The following is a 15035-nucleotide window of genomic DNA, read 5'->3' on the forward strand; positions in this document are numbered from 1 at the left end:
GTCGTTCATCCGATGATTTGGAGGTTGAGGGTGGAGGGGCGAATCGCGTCGCTCACAGCGATCGCAGCACCCACTGACCGCCGGACTGCACCAGCTCGCGGTCACATTCGAATTCGTCGTTCTCTTGCTCGTGGCCCGGCAGGACGCAGACCACGGTCTCGCCCTGCTCCCGCAGACGGCGGACCGCCGCGCGCAGGTCGGGATCCTCGCCCCACGGGGCGCGCACCGCGGCCCGCAGCGACGTGGCGGGGATCAGGCCCACCAGCGTCTTCAGGTCCAGGCTGAAACCGACGGCGGGACGCCGCCGGCCGAAGACCGCGCCGACCTCGTCGTAGCGGCCGCCGCGCAGGACCGCATCGCTGCCGCCCTCCGCGTACAGCGCGAAGCGCACGCCGCTGTAGTAACCGAAGCCCGGCAGGTCCGCGAGGTCGACGCCGATGCGCACGTCGGGATACGCCGCGCCCAGGTGGCGGATCAGCCACTCGAGGTCGTCCAGCGCGGCCGTGACCAGCGCGTTGACCGGCAGCGCCTTGCGCGCGTCGGCCAGCACCTCGACGCCGCCGTACAGGCGCAGCAGGGTCTGCAGCGCGGCGACGACGTCATCCGGCAATTCGTTCGAGAAGGCGGCCACGCCGGCCGCGTCCTTGGCGGCCATCGCGGCCACCAGCGCATTCAGGCGGTCCTCGCCCAGCGCGTGATCGCCGAGCACGCCGCGCACCAGGCGCGCGTCGCCCAGGTCCAGCACCAGACGCCGCACACCGGCACGCTGCATCGCGTCGATGGCGAGTTCCTGCGCTTCCAGATCGGCTTCGAGTCCGGCATGACCGTAGATCTCGACACCGAACTGCAGCGGCTCCCGCGTCGCGGTCAACCCCTCGGCGCGCGTGTGCAGCACCGGACCGCAGTAGCACAGGCGGGTCACGCCGGCGCGGTTCAGCAGGTGGGCATCGATGCGCGCGACCTGGGGCGTCGTGTCCGCACGCAGGCCGAGGCTGCGCCCGGAAAGCTGGTCGACGAGCTTGAAGGTCTTGAGATCCAGCGCCTGACCGGTGCCGGAAAGCAGCGAGTCGAGATGCTCCAACATCGGAGGCATCACCAGCTCGCAACCGTAGGTCCGCGCCATGTCCAGCAATTCGCGTCGAAGTTCTTCGATGCGGCGAGCCTGGGAGGGGAGGACGTCAGCAATGTGCTCGGGCAGCAGCCAAGCAGAGGCCATGGACGTTCAGGGAGGGGGTTAAAAACGGCATTGTACCGGGGTCGGGACGCCGCTCGACCGCCGAGCCCCTCAGGAAGGGGTCCGGCGCGGGTTCGCCAACGATTCAGCGAGGCTTCGTGACAGGCTGCTCAGCCCATCCTGCCCTCGTGCGGCCCAGCGCCTCGCACGGCGCCGCGGCGCTCAGAGCAACATCAACAGCACGCCGCCGCAGACCAGACTCGCGAGACCGAGGAATCGCAACTGGCCGTCGCTCATCGCCAACAGCTTCGCGAAGAGCTGACGCCAGGCGCCGGGGTTCAGGAAGGGCATCAGCCCTTCCATGATCAGCAGCAGCGCCAGCGCTGCCAGCCACTTGTCGCCACCCATGATGAGGCCGCCCTCCCCGGCTGCCGCCGGTCAGCCTGATGACGCGGGCCAGTGGACGCGGAGGCCGCGTCGCCCGGCCCGTCCCGGGTTCACTTCTTCGGTGCCGGACCCGCCGGGGCGCCAGGGCCGCCGTTGCGCATCGCGTTGAAGAACGGGCTGCCCGGATCGAGCACCATCACGTCGCCCTTGTTCTTGAACGAGCGCTGGTAGGCATCCAGCGAGCGGTAGAACTGGGCGAACTGCGGGTCGCGGCCGAAGGCTTCCGAGTACAGGACCGACGCCTTGGCGTCGCCCTCACCCATGATCTTCTGCGCGTCGCGGTAAGCCTCTGCGGTGATGACTTCGCGCTGCTTGTCGGCGTCGGCCTTGATCTTCTCGCCCTCGGCCGCACCGGTGGAGCGCAGCTCGTTGGCGACGCGGGCGCGTTCCGACTTCATCCGGTTGTAGACCGCCTCGGTGATGTTGGCCGCGAAGTCCACGCGCTTGACGCGCACGTCGACGATCTCGATGCCGAACTGCTTGGCTTCTTCCTCGAGACGCTTGCGCACGTCCTGCATGACCTTCTCGCGCTCGGTGGCCAGGACCGCTCGCACGGTGCGCTTGGTGACTTCCTCGTTCAGCGCGTTCTGCACGATCGGGCTGAGGCGCGTTTCCAGGCTGCGCAGCTGCGTGCCGCTGTTGCGGATGTACTGGCGCGAATCGACGATGCGCCACTTCACCAGCCAGTCGATGACCAGGCTCTTCTTCTCGGCGGTGAAGATCGGGCGCGGGTCGGCCGCGTCCAGCGTCTGCACTCTGCGGTCCAGGAAGACCACGTTCTGCAGCGGCGGGGGCAGCTTGAACTTCAGGCCGGGCTCGGTGATCACTTCCTTGATCTCACCCAGCGAATAGACGACCGCGAACTGGCGCTGGTCGACGACGAACAGCGTCGAGCTGGCGATCATGAAGAGGATCAGCAGACCGACGACGACGGAGACGATGCGATTCATTGTTGTGGGCTCCCCTCGATCAACGGCCGTCGCGATCGCGACTGCGCATGGCGTCGCGCGACCGCGGATCGGTACTCAGGGACGACGGACCGGTCGGTGTCGTCTCGGTGGGCAGCACCGGCGTCGGCGTCGTCGTCGTGACCGTGCCCGAGGTCTGCTGCATGAGCTTGTCCAGCGGCAGGTACAGCAGGTTGGAACCGCTCTTGGCGTCCACCATCACCTTGGTGACCCGCGAATAGACCTGCTGCATCGTGTCGATGTAGAGGCGGTCGCGCGTGACCGCCGGCGCCTTCTGGTACTCGGCCAGCACCGACTTGAAACGCTGCGCGTCACCGTCGGCGAACGAGACGACGCGGGCGCGGTAGGCCTCGGCATCCTCGCGCAGACGGGCTGCCTGACCCTGGGCGCGCGGGATCACGTCGTTGGCGTAGGCCTCGCCCTCGTTCTTCAGGCGCTCGCGGTCGGCGGTCGCGCGGAACGCGTCGTCGAAGGCGGCCTGCACCTGCTCGGGCGGCTGCACGCTGCTGAGGTTGACGTTGACCACCTCGATGCCGGTCTTGAGCCGGTCGAGCTGCGTCTGGATCGACTTCACCAGGTCGTTGGCGATCGCGTCGCGCTGCTCGTAGAGCACCGCGTCGGTGTTGCTGCGGCCGACGATCTCGCGCACGGCGGATTCGGACGCCTGGCTGACGGCCTCGTCGGTATTGAAGTTCTCGAACAGGTAGTCGCGCGCATCCTTCAACCGGTACTGCACGGTGAAGCGGACGTCGATGATGTTCTCGTCCTGCGTCAGCATCGACGAGTCGCGCAGGCCCGTGGCCTGTCCGACCGAGTTGCGGCCGATCTCCACCGTCTGCAGCTGCGTGAACGAGACGACCTCGTGCGCCTGGAACGGATACGGCAGGCGGTACTGGATGCCGGCGTCCACCGTGCGGCTGTACTTGCCGAACGAGGTGATCACGCCGCGCTGGCCTTCCTGGACGATGAACACGCCGCTGGCCAGCCAGCCGAGCAGCACCACGCCGATCACCAGCGCCACGCCGATGCCGGCGCCGCGCATGTCGGGCGGCTGGCTGCCGCCGCCGTTGCCCGACGGGCCGTTGCCGTCATTGCCGCCGCGGCCGCCGAACAGGCGCGACAGCTTGCGATTGAAATCGCGCCACAGCTCGTCCAGGTCGGGCGGGCCTTCATTGCGGCCATTGCTCATCCAGAGCCCCAGCCGGCGGCGCAGGCTGCCGGCTCCACCCCGCGGGTCACGTCCGCCACCGGCGACGGACATGCGATCGTCTTGATTCATACGCATCCTGATGAGGAAGTCTTGTTGCAAGTATCGGGCATCGGCGGACGGCCTCAGCCTGTGCGTCCCTGCGGATGATCCTGCGGGTCCGACCGATCTTGGGGCAGGTCTTGAGGGTTCAAGTCGCCATCGTCGGCGTCATCGGCGCCGTCGACATCGGCGCCCTCCGCCGCTTCGGGTTCGCCGGCATCCGCCATGCCACCCTCGCTCGCGGACTCCAGGTCCTGTCCCGCGTATTCGGGCACCGGCGCGGCCTGCATCAGCGACGCGATCATGCTGCGCAGCTCATCGAGGCCCTCGCCCTTCACCGCACTGACGAAGATCCGCGGCAGACGTTGGCCGCCGTGCTCGCCGCCGACGCGCGTCAGCCAGTCCTGCAGCTGGCGCGGACGCTGGTTGTCCTCGAGCAGGTCGAGCTTGTTGTAGACGAGGATCTGCGGGATGTGCTGCGCGCCGATCTCGGCGAGCACCCGCTCCACCTCCTCCATCTGCTCGGCCAGCACCGGACTGGCGGCGTCGACCACGTGCAGCAGCAGGTCGGCGTCGGCCGCCTCCTGCAACGTCGCCTTGAACGCCTCCACCAGCTTGTGCGGCAGGTCGCGGATGAAGCCCACCGTGTCGGACAGCGAGACGCTGGTGCCCGCCTCTTCGAGGTAGAGCGAACGGGTGGTCGTGTCGAGCGTGGCGAAGAGCTGGTTGGCGGCGTAGGCCTTCGCCTTGGTCAGCGCATTGAACAGCGTGCTCTTGCCGGCGTTGGTGTAGCCCACCAGCGAGACGCGGAACACGCCGTTGCGCGCGCGGGCGCGGCGCTGCGTGGCACGCTGCTTCTGGACCTTCTTGAGGCGCTCCTTGATCGACTTGATGCGGTCGTCGATCATCCGGCGGTCCAGCTCGATCTGGCGCTCGCCGGGGCCGCCGCGCATGCCGATGCCGCCGCTCTGACGCTCCAGATGGCTCCAGCGGCGCACCAGGCGCGTGGAGAGGTACTGCAGCCGCGCGAGTTCCACCTGCAGCTTGCCCTCGAAGCTCTGGGCGCGGGCCGCGAAGATCTCCAGGATCAGCGCGGTGCGGTCGGCCACGGGCACGCCGAGGTGGCGTTCCAGGTTGCGTTGCTGGGCGGGGGAGATGGCCTGGTCGAACAGCACGGTGTGGGCGCCGAGCGCCTGCACCATCAGCTTGATCTCGTCGGCCTTGCCGGAGCCGATGAACAGCGCCGCGTCGGGCGCCTTGCGCTTGGCGAAGACCCGGGCGACCGGGGTGTCACCGGCCGATTCGGCCAGCAGCGCGAGTTCGTCGAGGGTGGGGTCGAAGGCCTCGCCGCGGCCCAGATCGACCCCCACCAGAATGGCGCGCGCCGCCTCGGGGGCGGCGTCGAATGGGTGGGGTCTTGTGTGGTCAATCAGCTTCAGCTGGCGTCGTTGCTCTCGCCGGTGTGGAAGTTCACCGCACGGCCCGGGACCACCGTCGAGATGGCGTGCTTGTAGACCATCTGCGTCACCGTATTGCGCAGCAGCACCACGTACTGGTCAAAGGACTCGATATGGCCTTGCAACTTGATGCCGTTCACGAGGTAGATGCTCACAGGAACATGCTCCTTGCGCAGCAGGTTCAGGAAAGGGTCTTGCAAGAGTTGTCCTTTGTTGCTCACGATATTCTCCGTGTTGGAAGTGAGGTGTTGGAATGCCACACCTTATCACAGCCCCGGGTTTCCCCGGACCGCGCTGTCTTCAGGTATCGGCGAAGGGGTTCTTCGAGGAACGCAGCTCGATCTTCATCGGCGTGCCCACCAGCTTGTAGTGGTCGCGGATGCGCCCTTCCAGATAACGCTTGTAGACGTCGCTGACGCCTTCCAGCGCGTTGCCGTGGATGACGACGATCGGCGGGTTCATCCCGCCCTGGTGGGCGTAGCGCAGCTTCGGACGCGAGATGCCCGCGCGCTGCGGCTGCTGGTGCTGGACCGCCTCCATGATGAGGCGCGTCAGCACCGGCGTCGTCATCTTGCGGTAGGCCGACGAATAGGCATCCGCCAGGGCCTTCCACAGCGGGCCCAGGCCCTGGCGCTTCAGCGCGGAGATCTTCAGGATGGCCGCGAAACGCAGGAACCCGAGGCGCGTCTGGATCTGGCGCTCGATGGTCTCGCGCTGGTAGCTGTCGATCGCATCCCACTTGTTGATCGCGATGACGACGGCCCGGCCGCTGTCCAGCGCGTAGCCGGCGATGTGCGCGTCCTGGTCGGTGACGCCCTGCGTCGCGTCGATCAGCAGCAGCACGACGTTGGCGTCCGCGATCGCCTGCAGCGTCTTGACCACCGAGAACTTCTCGATCGCCTCGAAGACCTTGCCCTTGCGACGCAGGCCCGCAGTGTCGATCAGCTTGAACTTCTGGCCGTTGTGCTCGAAGTCGACGCTGATGGCGTCGCGCGTCGTGCCGGGCATGTCGAAGGCGACCAGCCGCTCCTCGCCCAGCCAGGTGTTGATCAGCGTGCTCTTGCCGACGTTGGGGCGGCCGGCCACCGCCAGGCGGATCGCGCGTTCATCGTCGGGACCGGCGCCCTCCGTGAGTTCCTCGTCCTCGACCGGCGCCTCGAAGCTGTCCAGCACCGCCTCGAGCAGCGAACGGATGCCCTGCCCGTGCGCGGCGGAGACCGGATGCGGCTCGCCCATGCCGAGCTCATGGAACTCGGCCAGCAGCGGGCTGTCGCTCATGCCTTCGGCCTTGTTGACGGCGACGAAGACACGCTTGTTGCACTGGCGCAGGTAGCGGCCGATGTCCATGTCCTGCCCGGCCAGGCCGGTGCGGACGTCCAGCACGAAGATGACGGCATCCGCCTCGGCCACGGCCTGGCGGGTCTGCTTGGCCATCTCCTTGACGATGCCGGTGGTGCTGTCCGGCTCGAAGCCGCCGGTGTCGATGACGATGAACTCGCGCTCGCCCAGACGACCGTCGCCGTAGTGGCGGTCGCGCGTGAGGCCGGCGAAGTCCGCGACGATGGCGTCGCGGCTCTTCGTCATCCGGTTGAACAGCGTGGACTTGCCCACGTTGGGGCGGCCCACCAGGGCGATCACAGGTTTCATATCAGTCTTGGCGCAGCGCGAACAGGCGTCCGCTGCGAGTGGCGATCAGCACCGTGCCGCCGAGCTGCACCGGCGCTGCGGCAATGCCGGAGCTGTCGGTCTGCAGGCGCTGCACGGTCAGACCCTTGTCCTTGGACAGGAAATGCACGTAGCCCTCGCTGTCGCCGACGATGACCGACTTGTCGGTCACCAGCGGCGCGCTGAGCTTGCGGTTCTGGAACTGGTCGGCGGTCCAGACGACATCGCCGGTGCGGGTGCCCCACGCGGTCAGCCGGTCGGAGGCGTCGCCGCCGACGACGATCGCCGAGTCGGCGCCGACACCGCGCATGCCGGCGTTGTTGCGGGTCCAGATCGTGTTGCCGCGCTCGCCGTTGACGCAGGCGACGGCCGACTGGAAGGCACGGGCGCAGAAGACGTCGTTGTCCCGGGCCAGCGGGCCGACCAGGTCGGCCAGGCGCTCGACTTCGTTGGTGCCGCGCGGGTTGGCGACGGTCGCCTCCCACATCAGCAGGCCGCGGGTGGGATCGATGCCCGCCAGGCGCGAGCCCTGTCCGACCAGCAGCGTGTTCTGGTAGGCGCCCATCACGCCGGCCTGCTGCAGCGTCAGCGGCTCGCCCGGACGGCGCAGTTCCCACAGGCGGCGGCCGTCGGCCGCGTCGAAGGCCAGCACCGCGCGGTCCAGCGTCAGCACGAACACGCGCTCGCCGGCGACGAACGGCGAGGTCACGACCGGCGTCGTCATCGTCTTGCGCCACAGGATCTTGTCGCCCTCGGTGACGACCAGCTCGTTGTCGCGGGTCACCGCCGCGGCGAAGCGGCCGTCGCTGCCGACGCCGGCCGTCAGGCCCTTGCCGATGTCGGCGCGCCACAGCGTGGTGCCGTCGGTCGCCGAGATCGCGCTGATGACGCCGTCCGAGCCGCCGAGCACGAAGCGGTCATTGACCGCCGTGATCGTCAGCGGGAACTTCACGCTGTCCACGCGCGCCTCCCAGGCCACGCGAGCCTGGAGCGACGGCGTGATGTTCTCCAGCGCCGCCGGCTTGGGCGCGGTGGAACTGCTGAACAGCGAGCAGGCGCCCAGCGTCGCCGCGACGCCGCCCAGCAGCAGCGCGCGCGCCAGTCGACCGAGGGTCAGGCCGGCGTTCATTGGGGCGCTCCCGCGGCGGGCTCGTCGCCGCCGACGGCCACGCCCAGGCTGGCCAGCTTCACTTCGAGCAGGCGGCGATAGTCGAGCTGCTTGTCCAGGCCGTCGTACGCCTTCTTGAACTCGGTCTTGGCGACGTCGGGCTTGTTCTGCAGCAGTGCCAGATCACCGCGGCGATCGGCCACCAGCGCCGCGAAGTCCGCGCTCTTGACGGCATCCAGCGTCTTGCTGGCTTCGTCGAACTGCTTGGCATCCATCTGCAGCGCGGCCAGGCGCAGGCGCGCCAGATCGCGGTAGGCATCGCCCTTGGCGCTGGCGGCGGCCCAGGTCAGCGTGGCGCGGGCGTCGTCGAGCTTTTCCTTGTCCAGCTGCAGCTTGGCCGTGATCAGCGCGGCCTGCGCGGCGTAGCCGGTGCCGGCATAGTCCTGCTTCAGATTGCCGAAGACGGCCACGCTCTTGCCCAGGTCGCCGGCCTGCGCCGAGCGCTGCAGCTCGCCGAACATCGCGGCGGCCTTGGCCGCTTCGGTCCGCTGCCAGTAGTTCCAGCCGGTCCAGCCGGCATAGGCCACCAGCGCCAGCGTCAGCAGCCAGGTGATCGGATTGCCCCAGCGCTTCCAGAACGCCTTGAGCTGCTCCAGCTGTTCCTGTTCTTCGAGATCGAGATGAGCCGCCATGTTCGAGTGAGGGTCCGGGTTGAAATTCGAGGTCGCGATTATGCGGTGCGCAGGTCGGCCGCCCATGCGGCGACCGTGTTAAGCGGGCGTGTCACTTGTTCACCGCCGCCGCGCAGCGGCTTGACGGCGACTTCGCCGCGCGCGAGTTCGTCGGCGCCGAACACCAGGGCGAAGCCGGCGCCCGAGGCGTCGGCCTTCTTGAACTGCGACTTGAACGAACCGCCGCCGGCATGCATCTGCACCGCGACGCCTTCGGCGCGCAGCGCCTCCAGGACGGGCATGGCCTGGGGCAGCGCGGCCGCATCCGGCAGGATCGCGTAGACATCCGGGGCCGAGGACGGGACCGGCAGACCGAGTTCATCGATCAGCAGCAGCAGGCGCTCGATGCCCAGGCCGAAACCCACCGCCGGCGTCGGCTTGCCGCCGAGCTGCTCGAACAGGCCGTCGTAACGGCCGCCGCCGCAGACCGTCCCCTGGGAACCGAGCTGGTCGGTCACCCATTCGAAGACGGTCAGGTTGTAGTAGTCCATGCCGCGCACCAGGCGCGTGTTGACGCGGTACTCGACGCCAGCCGCATCCAGGATCGCGCGCACGGCATTGAAGTGCGCCAGGCTTTCCTCGCCGAGGAAATCCATCAGGTGCGGCGCCGCCTCGACGACCGCCTGCATGGCCGGATTCTTCGTATCCAGGATGCGCAGCGGATTGGTGTGCAGGCGGCGCTTGCCGTCCTCGTCGAGCTTGTCGGCGTGGGCCTCGAAGTGGGCGATCAGCGCGGCACGGTGCGCGGCGCGCTCGTCGGGCTGACCCAGCGAGTTCAGCTCGAGGCGCACATGCTCGCCGACCACCAGACCCAGTTCCTGCCACAGGCGGCGGACCATCAGGATGATCTCGGCGTCCACGTCCGGGCCGGCGAAGCCCAGCGCCTCGACGTCCAGCTGGTTGAACTGGCGGTAGCGGCCCTTCTGCGGGCGCTCGTGGCGGAACATCGGGCCCATCGTCCACAGGCGCAGCGGGCCGTTGTACAGCGCGTTGTGCTCGACCATCGCGCGGACGATGCCGGCGGTGGCTTCCGGGCGCAGCGTCAGCTTGTCGCCGTTCATGCTGTCGGTGAAGGAGTACATCTCCTTCTCGACGATGTCGGTCACCTCGCCCAGGCCGCGCACGAACAGCGCGGTCGGCTCGACGATGGGGGTCAGCATGTACTGGTAGCCGTAGCGCTGCAGCACGCCGCGCAGCGTGGTCTCGAACCAGCTCCACAGCTGGCTGCTCGGCAGCTTGTCCTTGCGGTCGACGCTGGCCGGGAGGATGTCGTTCATCCCCTTGACGGCCTGGATGTTCTTGCTCATGCGGTGGTGGTGCTCGCGCCGAAGCGCTTTTCAATGTAGGTCTCGACCAGGGCGTGGAACTCGCCGGCGATGTTGTCGCCGCGCAGGGTCAGCGCCTTCTCGCCGTCGATGAAGACGGGCGCCGCCGGCGCCTCGCCGTTGCCCGGCAGGCTGATGCCGATGTCGGCATGCTTGCTCTCGCCGGGGCCGTTGACGATGCAGCCCATCACCGCGACCTTCATGGTCTCGACGCCGGGGTACTTCTCGCGCCAGACCGGCATCTGCGCGCGCAGGAAATCGTCGATCTGCTTGGCCAGTTCCTGGAAGGTCGTGCTGGTCGTGCGGCCGCAGCCGGGGCAGGCGGTGACGCTCGGGTTGAACGCGCGCAGGCCCAGCGACTGCAGGATCTCCAGCGCGACCACCACTTCCTGCGTGCGCGACTCGCCGGGCTGCGGCGTCAGCGAGACGCGGATCGTGTCGCCGATGCCTTCCTGCAGCAGCACCGACAGCGCCGCGGCCGAGGCCACCGTGCCCTTGGTGCCCATGCCGGCCTCGGTCAGGCCCAGGTGCAGCGCATAGTCGCAGCGCTTGCTCAGCGCGCGGTAGACCGAGATCAAGTCCTGCACGCCGCTGACCTTGCAGCTGATGATGATGTTGTCCGGGTTCATGCCCAGCTCGCGGGCGTACGAGGCCGACGACAGCGCCGACTGGATCAGCGCCTGGTACATGACCTGCTTGCCGTCCCAGGGCGACGCGCGCTTCGCGTTGTCGTCCATCATCTGGGCGAGCAGTTCCTGGTCCAGGCTGCCCCAGTTGACGCCGATGCGCACGACCTTGTCGTACTGCATCGCCGCCTCGATCATCTGGGCGAACTGGCGGTCCTTCTTGTCGCCCTTGCCGACGTTGCCCGGATTGATCCGGTACTTCGACAGCGCCTGGGCCATGGCCGGATGCTCGGTCAGCAGCCGGTGGCCGTTGTAGTGGAAGTCGCCGACCAGCGGGACGTCGACACCCATGCGGTCGAGCTGCTCGCGGATGTGCGGGACGGCATCGGCGGCCTCGGCGTTGTTGACGGTGATGCGGACCAGTTCCGAGCCGGCCTGCGCCAGCTCCTTGATCTGGATCGCCGTCTCGATGACGTCGACGGTGTCGGTGTTGGTCATCGACTGCACGCGCACCGGCGCATCCCCGCCGATCGTGACCACGCGGCTGCCCCATCGGACCTGCGCCTGGCGCGAACGGCGCGCGGACGGCGCGGCGGCGACGATCAGGTCGGACAGGTCGAGGTCGGCGGAATCGGGAGTTGCAGGCTTGTCCATGATGCGGCGCTCTTGCGAGGGAAATACGGCTGGTGCGGCGCCCGGAGGGTCGGGGTCGTCAGAGCTTGATCCGGTCAGTTCAGTTCGAGTCGGGCGACGTTGTCGCGCGACCGGGCGGCGAGGTCCACGGCCTGGCCGCGGAACACCAGTTCCGTGCCGGAGACGTTGCCCACGCGCAGCTTCAGCGGCGCGACACCGTTGACGTCGACCAGATCACCGGGACGCAGCAGTCTCGACAGCAGCACCTGGCCCTTGGCATCGACGACCTCCACCCAGGACTCCGCGCTGGCGCGGACCTTCAGCGGCGAAGTGCCGGGCGCGGGCGCGCCGGCCTGGACCGGCTGACCGGGCTGCGCGGCAGGCACGGCATTCGGCGGCGCGGTCGTGGACGGCGTGGCGGCTGTCGTCGCGGCCGGGGCGTTGCCCGACGGGACGGGCGACGCCGTCGCCTGTGGCGTCGGCACCGCCGGCGTGGTGGGCGACGTCTGCGGCGCTGCGACGACGCTCGTCTGCGGCGCCGGGTCGGAGGTGCTCACCACCGGCGCCTCGACGGTCGTCGGCGGCGTGTCCGTGGTGGCGGGCGACGTGCCGAACACGTTGCCCGGACCGGGCGCCGTCGCGGCGGACGACTCGCCCTGCCTGAAGCGTTGCGTGAGCTGTTCGATCCAGCTCGACGGGATCGCGTAGACCGCCACCGCGGCGATCAGCAGCACCCCGACCCCCAGCACCGCCGGGCGCTTGAGCAAGGCCGTCGACAGCGCAGGATCCTGACTCACCGACCGCGCGCGGAACGGCTGGTTCAGGCCCGGCGTCACGCGATCCAGCGAGGCCTCGGCGCCGCTGGTCGGCAGCAGGATCAGCACCTGCGCGGCGTCGAGCTTCATGACGCGGCACACCGAGCGCGCCAGCGCCCGGGCGAAGGTCGCATCGGGCAGGTCCTGGTAGCGGTCGGCCTCCAAAGCCTCCAGCTTCGACTGCGGCACCTTCAACGTCGCGGCGAGCGCGGCGATATGCAGTCCCCTGGCCTCGCGCGCGCGGCGCAGCACGGCGCCGGCCGAGCTGGGCGCGGACATGGAGGCAGCGAAATCGGCTGCGAGCGACGCCTCGTCGGTGGCCGTCGGAGTCATGCGATGTCCCTCATTCATCGAATCGACCGTTGTTCAATGCTTGCGTCTCGGCCGCCTGCGGATACTTGCGCCGCAATTGCTGACCGAGATCGTCCATGTTGGACGTGTTCCCCAGGCGGCGCTCGATGCGCAGCTCCAGCCAGAGGCTGGCGGCATTCGCCTGTTCCACGTTGCTGTTGACGCGGCGCGCATAGAAACGCGCCCGTTCGTATTCACCCTGGCGGTACAGCACCTCGCCCAGGTTCATCGCGATCGTCGGGTTGCCGGGCTCGGCCTCGAAGGCCTTGGTCAGGTGGGCCTGCGCCGGCACCAGACGGCCTTCGCGCGCTTCGCAGGCCCCCCAGGCCAGCAGCGTGCGCGACGGCGTGCGGTAGGTCGGCAGCGCCACGGCCGCGTCGAACTGCTGGTAGGCCTCGGCGTAACGCTGGCGCTGGCACAGGAACCAGCCGTAGTTGTGCAGCGTGTCGCCGTTGTTGCGATCGCGGGCGATCAGCTGCTTGAAGCCGTCCTCGGCCAGACCGTATTCGCCCATGGCGGCGTAGATCAGGTTGCGCAGGTTGATCGCCTCGGGCAGGTCCGGCTTGGCGGCCATGGCGAGCTTGACCTCGTCCAGCGCCGTCTCGTACTGACCGCGGGCGAAATAGCCGCTGGCCAGCTCGAGCCGCACCTGCGCGCGGCGGTCGTTGTCGGTCTTGTCGCTCTCCGTGCGCGGCTGCTGTTGCTGCTGCGCGCCGCCGCCCGCACACCCGGCCAGGGCCGCGGCGATCAGCAGCACGACGGACAGGGTCCGGGCGGAACGACGCGGAAAGAGGGAGCCGGGCGACGAAAAGGTCATGGACGTGGGCCTGTGGGAGTGACGGGAGTCGAAGGCGATGCGGGCGCATCGCCCGGTCTGGCACCCGATGCCGCGCCGCGCTGTACCACCACGGGCGCGCGCACCATGCGCAGGTGAACCCGGGTCCGGTCCTGCACCTCGCCGGCCAGCTGGCCGCAGGCGGCGTCGATGTCGTCGCCGCGCGTCTTGCGCACGGTCGTCACGATGCCGGCCTGGATCAGCAGGTCGGCGAAGGCCTTCACGCGCTCGTTGGTGCTGCGCTTCAGGCCCGACGCGGGGAACGGATTGAACGGGATCAGATTGATCTTGCAGGGCACCTTGCCCTTGAGCAGCGCGATGAGCTCGCGGGCCTGCTCCGGCGAATCGTTCACCTCCTGCAGCATGCAGTACTCGAAGGTGATGAAGTCGCGGGGCGCCTTGTCCAGGTAGGCGTTGCAGCTGGCCAGCAGTTCCGCGATCGGGTACTTGCGGTTGAGCGGCACCAGCTGGTCGCGCAGCGGGTCGCTGGGCGCGTGCAGCGAGACGGCCAGCGCCACCGGCGCGTCGTCGCGCAGGCGGTCGATCATCGGGACCACGCCCGAGGTCGACACCGTCACGCGACGGCGCGACAGGCCGTAGCCGTGGTCGTCCAGCATCATCTTCAGCGCGGGGATCAGCGCGCCGTAGTTCTGCAGCGGCTCGCCCATGCCCATCATCACGACGTTGGAGATGATGCGCTCGTCCTTGCCCAGACGCTGCCGCAGCGAGTGCTCGGCGTACCAGAGCTGGGCGACGATCTCCCAGGTCTCGAGGTTGCGGCTGAAGCCTTGATGGCCGGTCGAGCAGAAGCGGCAGCCCACGGCGCAACCGGCCTGGCTGGAGATGCACAGCGTGGCCCGGTCGTCCTCGGGGATGTAGACCGCCTCGACGGCGTTGCCCTGGCCGACATCGAACAACCACTTGATGGTGCCGTCGGCCGAGACATGTTCGGAGATCACCGGCAGTGCGGTGATGTGGGCGCGCCCGGCCAGCTTGTCGCGCAGCGACTTGGCCAGGTCGGACATCTGGGCGAAGTCCGACGCGCCCTTCTGATGGATCCAGCGGAACAGCTGGGTCGCGCGGAAGCGCTTCTCCCCCAGCTGCTCGCAGTACGCGGCCAGGCCTTGCAGATCGAATCCGAGCAGGTTGACCGTGTCCATCATGCGTTCCTCGTTTCCACTCAGGGCCTCATGGCCCGGAGGTCAGAGGCCTTGCCCGGTTCAGCGGGCGTTGATTTCCAGGCCGGAGAAGAAGAAGGCCACTTCCACGGCGGCCGTCTCGGCGGCGTCCGAACCGTGCACGGCGTTCGCGTCGATGCTGTCGGCGAAGTCGGCGCGGATGGTGCCCTTCTCGGCCTTCTTCGGATCGGTCGCGCCCATCAGGTCACGGTTCTTCAGGATGGCGCCTTCGCCTTCCAGCACCTGGATCTGCACCGGGCCGGAGATCATGAAGGTCACCAGGTCGTTGAAGAACGGGCGGGCCTTGTGCACGGCGTAGAACGCTTCGGCTTCGGCGCGCGACAGCTGCTTCTGCTTGGACGCGATGACCTTCAGGCCGGCGCCTTCGAAGCGGCTGTAGATCTGGCCGATGACGTTCTTGGCCACGGCATCGGGCTTGATGATGGAGAGGGTGCGTTCGATGGCCATGTCTT

At 68.5% G+C, this 15035-nt stretch carries 15 protein-coding genes; all 15 read right to left on the bottom strand.

The annotated features are described in order from the left end of the window. Positions 1-52 precede the first annotated feature (52 nt). The 15 genes from ACQ859_RS24010 to ndk all read right to left on the bottom strand — a co-directional run bounded on the left by ACQ859_RS24010 (position 53) and on the right by ndk (position 15030). Entirely contained in the window at positions 53-1216 is a 1164-nt protein-coding gene (locus ACQ859_RS24010) for an ATP phosphoribosyltransferase regulatory subunit (RefSeq protein ID WP_431263089.1), read from the bottom strand. 180 nt (positions 1217-1396) lie between these two features. Further along, on the bottom strand, positions 1397-1582 hold the full coding sequence (locus ACQ859_RS24015) for a DUF2065 domain-containing protein (RefSeq protein ID WP_431261303.1): 186 nt from the start codon (positions 1580-1582) through the stop codon (positions 1397-1399). Positions 1583-1671: 89 nt separating this feature from the next. Then, positions 1672-2571, bottom strand: coding sequence for a protease modulator HflC (gene hflC / locus ACQ859_RS24020; protein ID WP_431263090.1), 900 nt, complete (start codon positions 2569-2571; stop codon positions 1672-1674). A gap of 19 nt (positions 2572-2590) precedes the next feature. Beyond that, positions 2591-3868, bottom strand: coding sequence for an FtsH protease activity modulator HflK (hflK, locus tag ACQ859_RS24025; RefSeq protein ID WP_431263091.1), 1278 nt, complete (start codon positions 3866-3868; stop codon positions 2591-2593). Positions 3869-3921: 53 nt separating this feature from the next. After that, positions 3922-5208 carry a GTPase HflX gene (gene hflX / locus ACQ859_RS24030; RefSeq protein ID WP_431263092.1) on the bottom strand — a complete coding sequence of 429 codons (1287 nt, stop codon included), beginning with the start codon at positions 5206-5208 and terminating at the stop codon, positions 3922-3924. Positions 5209-5273: 65 nt separating this feature from the next. Continuing rightward, positions 5274-5516, bottom strand: coding sequence for an RNA chaperone Hfq (gene hfq / locus ACQ859_RS24035; RefSeq protein WP_067275532.1), 243 nt, complete (start codon positions 5514-5516; stop codon positions 5274-5276). A 79-nt stretch (positions 5517-5595) separates the two neighbouring features. Next, positions 5596-6942 (bottom strand): ribosome biogenesis GTPase Der, encoded by a 1347-nt coding sequence (der, locus tag ACQ859_RS24040; protein ID WP_431263093.1) that lies wholly within the window; start codon positions 6940-6942, stop codon positions 5596-5598. A gap of 1 nt (position 6943) precedes the next feature. Further along, the gene (gene bamB, locus ACQ859_RS24045) at positions 6944-8089 is read right to left on the bottom strand and encodes an outer membrane protein assembly factor BamB (RefSeq protein ID WP_431263094.1); all 1146 of its coding nucleotides are present in this window, start codon (positions 8087-8089) and stop codon (positions 6944-6946) included. Continuing rightward, complete coding sequence (locus ACQ859_RS24050; protein ID WP_431263095.1) at positions 8086-8760, bottom strand: YfgM family protein; 675 nt, start codon at positions 8758-8760, stop codon at positions 8086-8088. The genes bamB and ACQ859_RS24050 overlap by 4 nt, the downstream gene beginning before the upstream one ends. A 38-nt stretch (positions 8761-8798) precedes the next feature. Further along, the gene (hisS, locus tag ACQ859_RS24055) at positions 8799-10106 is read right to left on the bottom strand and encodes a histidine--tRNA ligase (protein WP_431263096.1); all 1308 of its coding nucleotides are present in this window, start codon (positions 10104-10106) and stop codon (positions 8799-8801) included. Further along, the gene (gene ispG / locus ACQ859_RS24060; protein ID WP_431263097.1) at positions 10103-11404 is read right to left on the bottom strand and encodes a flavodoxin-dependent (E)-4-hydroxy-3-methylbut-2-enyl-diphosphate synthase; all 1302 of its coding nucleotides are present in this window, start codon (positions 11402-11404) and stop codon (positions 10103-10105) included. The genes hisS and ispG overlap by 4 nt, the downstream gene beginning before the upstream one ends. A gap of 74 nt (positions 11405-11478) precedes the next feature. Then, complete coding sequence (locus ACQ859_RS24065) at positions 11479-12531, bottom strand: RodZ domain-containing protein (protein ID WP_431263098.1); 1053 nt, start codon at positions 12529-12531, stop codon at positions 11479-11481. Positions 12532-12541: 10 nt separating this feature from the next. Then, positions 12542-13366, bottom strand: coding sequence for a type IV pilus biogenesis/stability protein PilW (pilW, locus tag ACQ859_RS24070; protein WP_431263099.1), 825 nt, complete (start codon positions 13364-13366; stop codon positions 12542-12544). Beyond that, complete coding sequence (gene rlmN, locus ACQ859_RS24075) at positions 13363-14544, bottom strand: 23S rRNA (adenine(2503)-C(2))-methyltransferase RlmN (protein ID WP_431266642.1); 1182 nt, start codon at positions 14542-14544, stop codon at positions 13363-13365. Before rlmN ends, pilW begins: the two co-directional genes overlap by 4 nt. A gap of 60 nt (positions 14545-14604) precedes the next feature. Continuing rightward, positions 14605-15030 (bottom strand): nucleoside-diphosphate kinase, encoded by a 426-nt coding sequence (gene ndk / locus ACQ859_RS24080; RefSeq protein ID WP_067275554.1) that lies wholly within the window; start codon positions 15028-15030, stop codon positions 14605-14607. Positions 15031-15035: the final 5 nt, after the last annotated feature.

The organism is Roseateles chitinivorans, assembly GCF_050632235.1.
GTDB lineage: Bacteria > Pseudomonadota > Gammaproteobacteria > Burkholderiales > Burkholderiaceae_C > Roseateles > Roseateles chitinivorans_A.

What these genes read in the sequence shown, in the direction of transcription:
- ispG (WP_431263097.1), bottom strand. Translation starts at nt 11,404, where the DNA reads ATGGACAAGCCTGCAACTCCCGATTCCGCCGACCTCGACCTGTCCGAC.
- ACQ859_RS24050 (WP_431263095.1), bottom strand. Translation starts at nt 8,760, where the DNA reads ATGGCGGCTCATCTCGATCTCGAAGAACAGGAACAGCTGGAGCAGCTC.
- ACQ859_RS24015 (WP_431261303.1), bottom strand. Translation starts at nt 1,582, where the DNA reads ATGGGTGGCGACAAGTGGCTGGCAGCGCTGGCGCTGCTGCTGATCATG.
- hflC (WP_431263090.1), bottom strand. Translation starts at nt 2,571, where the DNA reads ATGAATCGCATCGTCTCCGTCGTCGTCGGTCTGCTGATCCTCTTCATG.
- der (WP_431263093.1), bottom strand. Translation starts at nt 6,942, where the DNA reads ATGAAACCTGTGATCGCCCTGGTGGGCCGCCCCAACGTGGGCAAGTCC.
- ACQ859_RS24010 (WP_431263089.1), bottom strand. Translation starts at nt 1,216, where the DNA reads ATGGCCTCTGCTTGGCTGCTGCCCGAGCACATTGCTGACGTCCTCCCC.
- rlmN (WP_431266642.1), bottom strand. Translation starts at nt 14,544, where the DNA reads ATGGACACGGTCAACCTGCTCGGATTCGATCTGCAAGGCCTGGCCGCG.
- ndk (WP_067275554.1), bottom strand. Translation starts at nt 15,030, where the DNA reads ATGGCCATCGAACGCACCCTCTCCATCATCAAGCCCGATGCCGTGGCC.
- hisS (WP_431263096.1), bottom strand. Translation starts at nt 10,106, where the DNA reads ATGAGCAAGAACATCCAGGCCGTCAAGGGGATGAACGACATCCTCCCG.
- ACQ859_RS24065 (WP_431263098.1), bottom strand. Translation starts at nt 12,531, where the DNA reads ATGACTCCGACGGCCACCGACGAGGCGTCGCTCGCAGCCGATTTCGCT.
- pilW (WP_431263099.1), bottom strand. Translation starts at nt 13,366, where the DNA reads ATGACCTTTTCGTCGCCCGGCTCCCTCTTTCCGCGTCGTTCCGCCCGG.
- hflK (WP_431263091.1), bottom strand. Translation starts at nt 3,868, where the DNA reads ATGAATCAAGACGATCGCATGTCCGTCGCCGGTGGCGGACGTGACCCG.
- bamB (WP_431263094.1), bottom strand. Translation starts at nt 8,089, where the DNA reads ATGAACGCCGGCCTGACCCTCGGTCGACTGGCGCGCGCGCTGCTGCTG.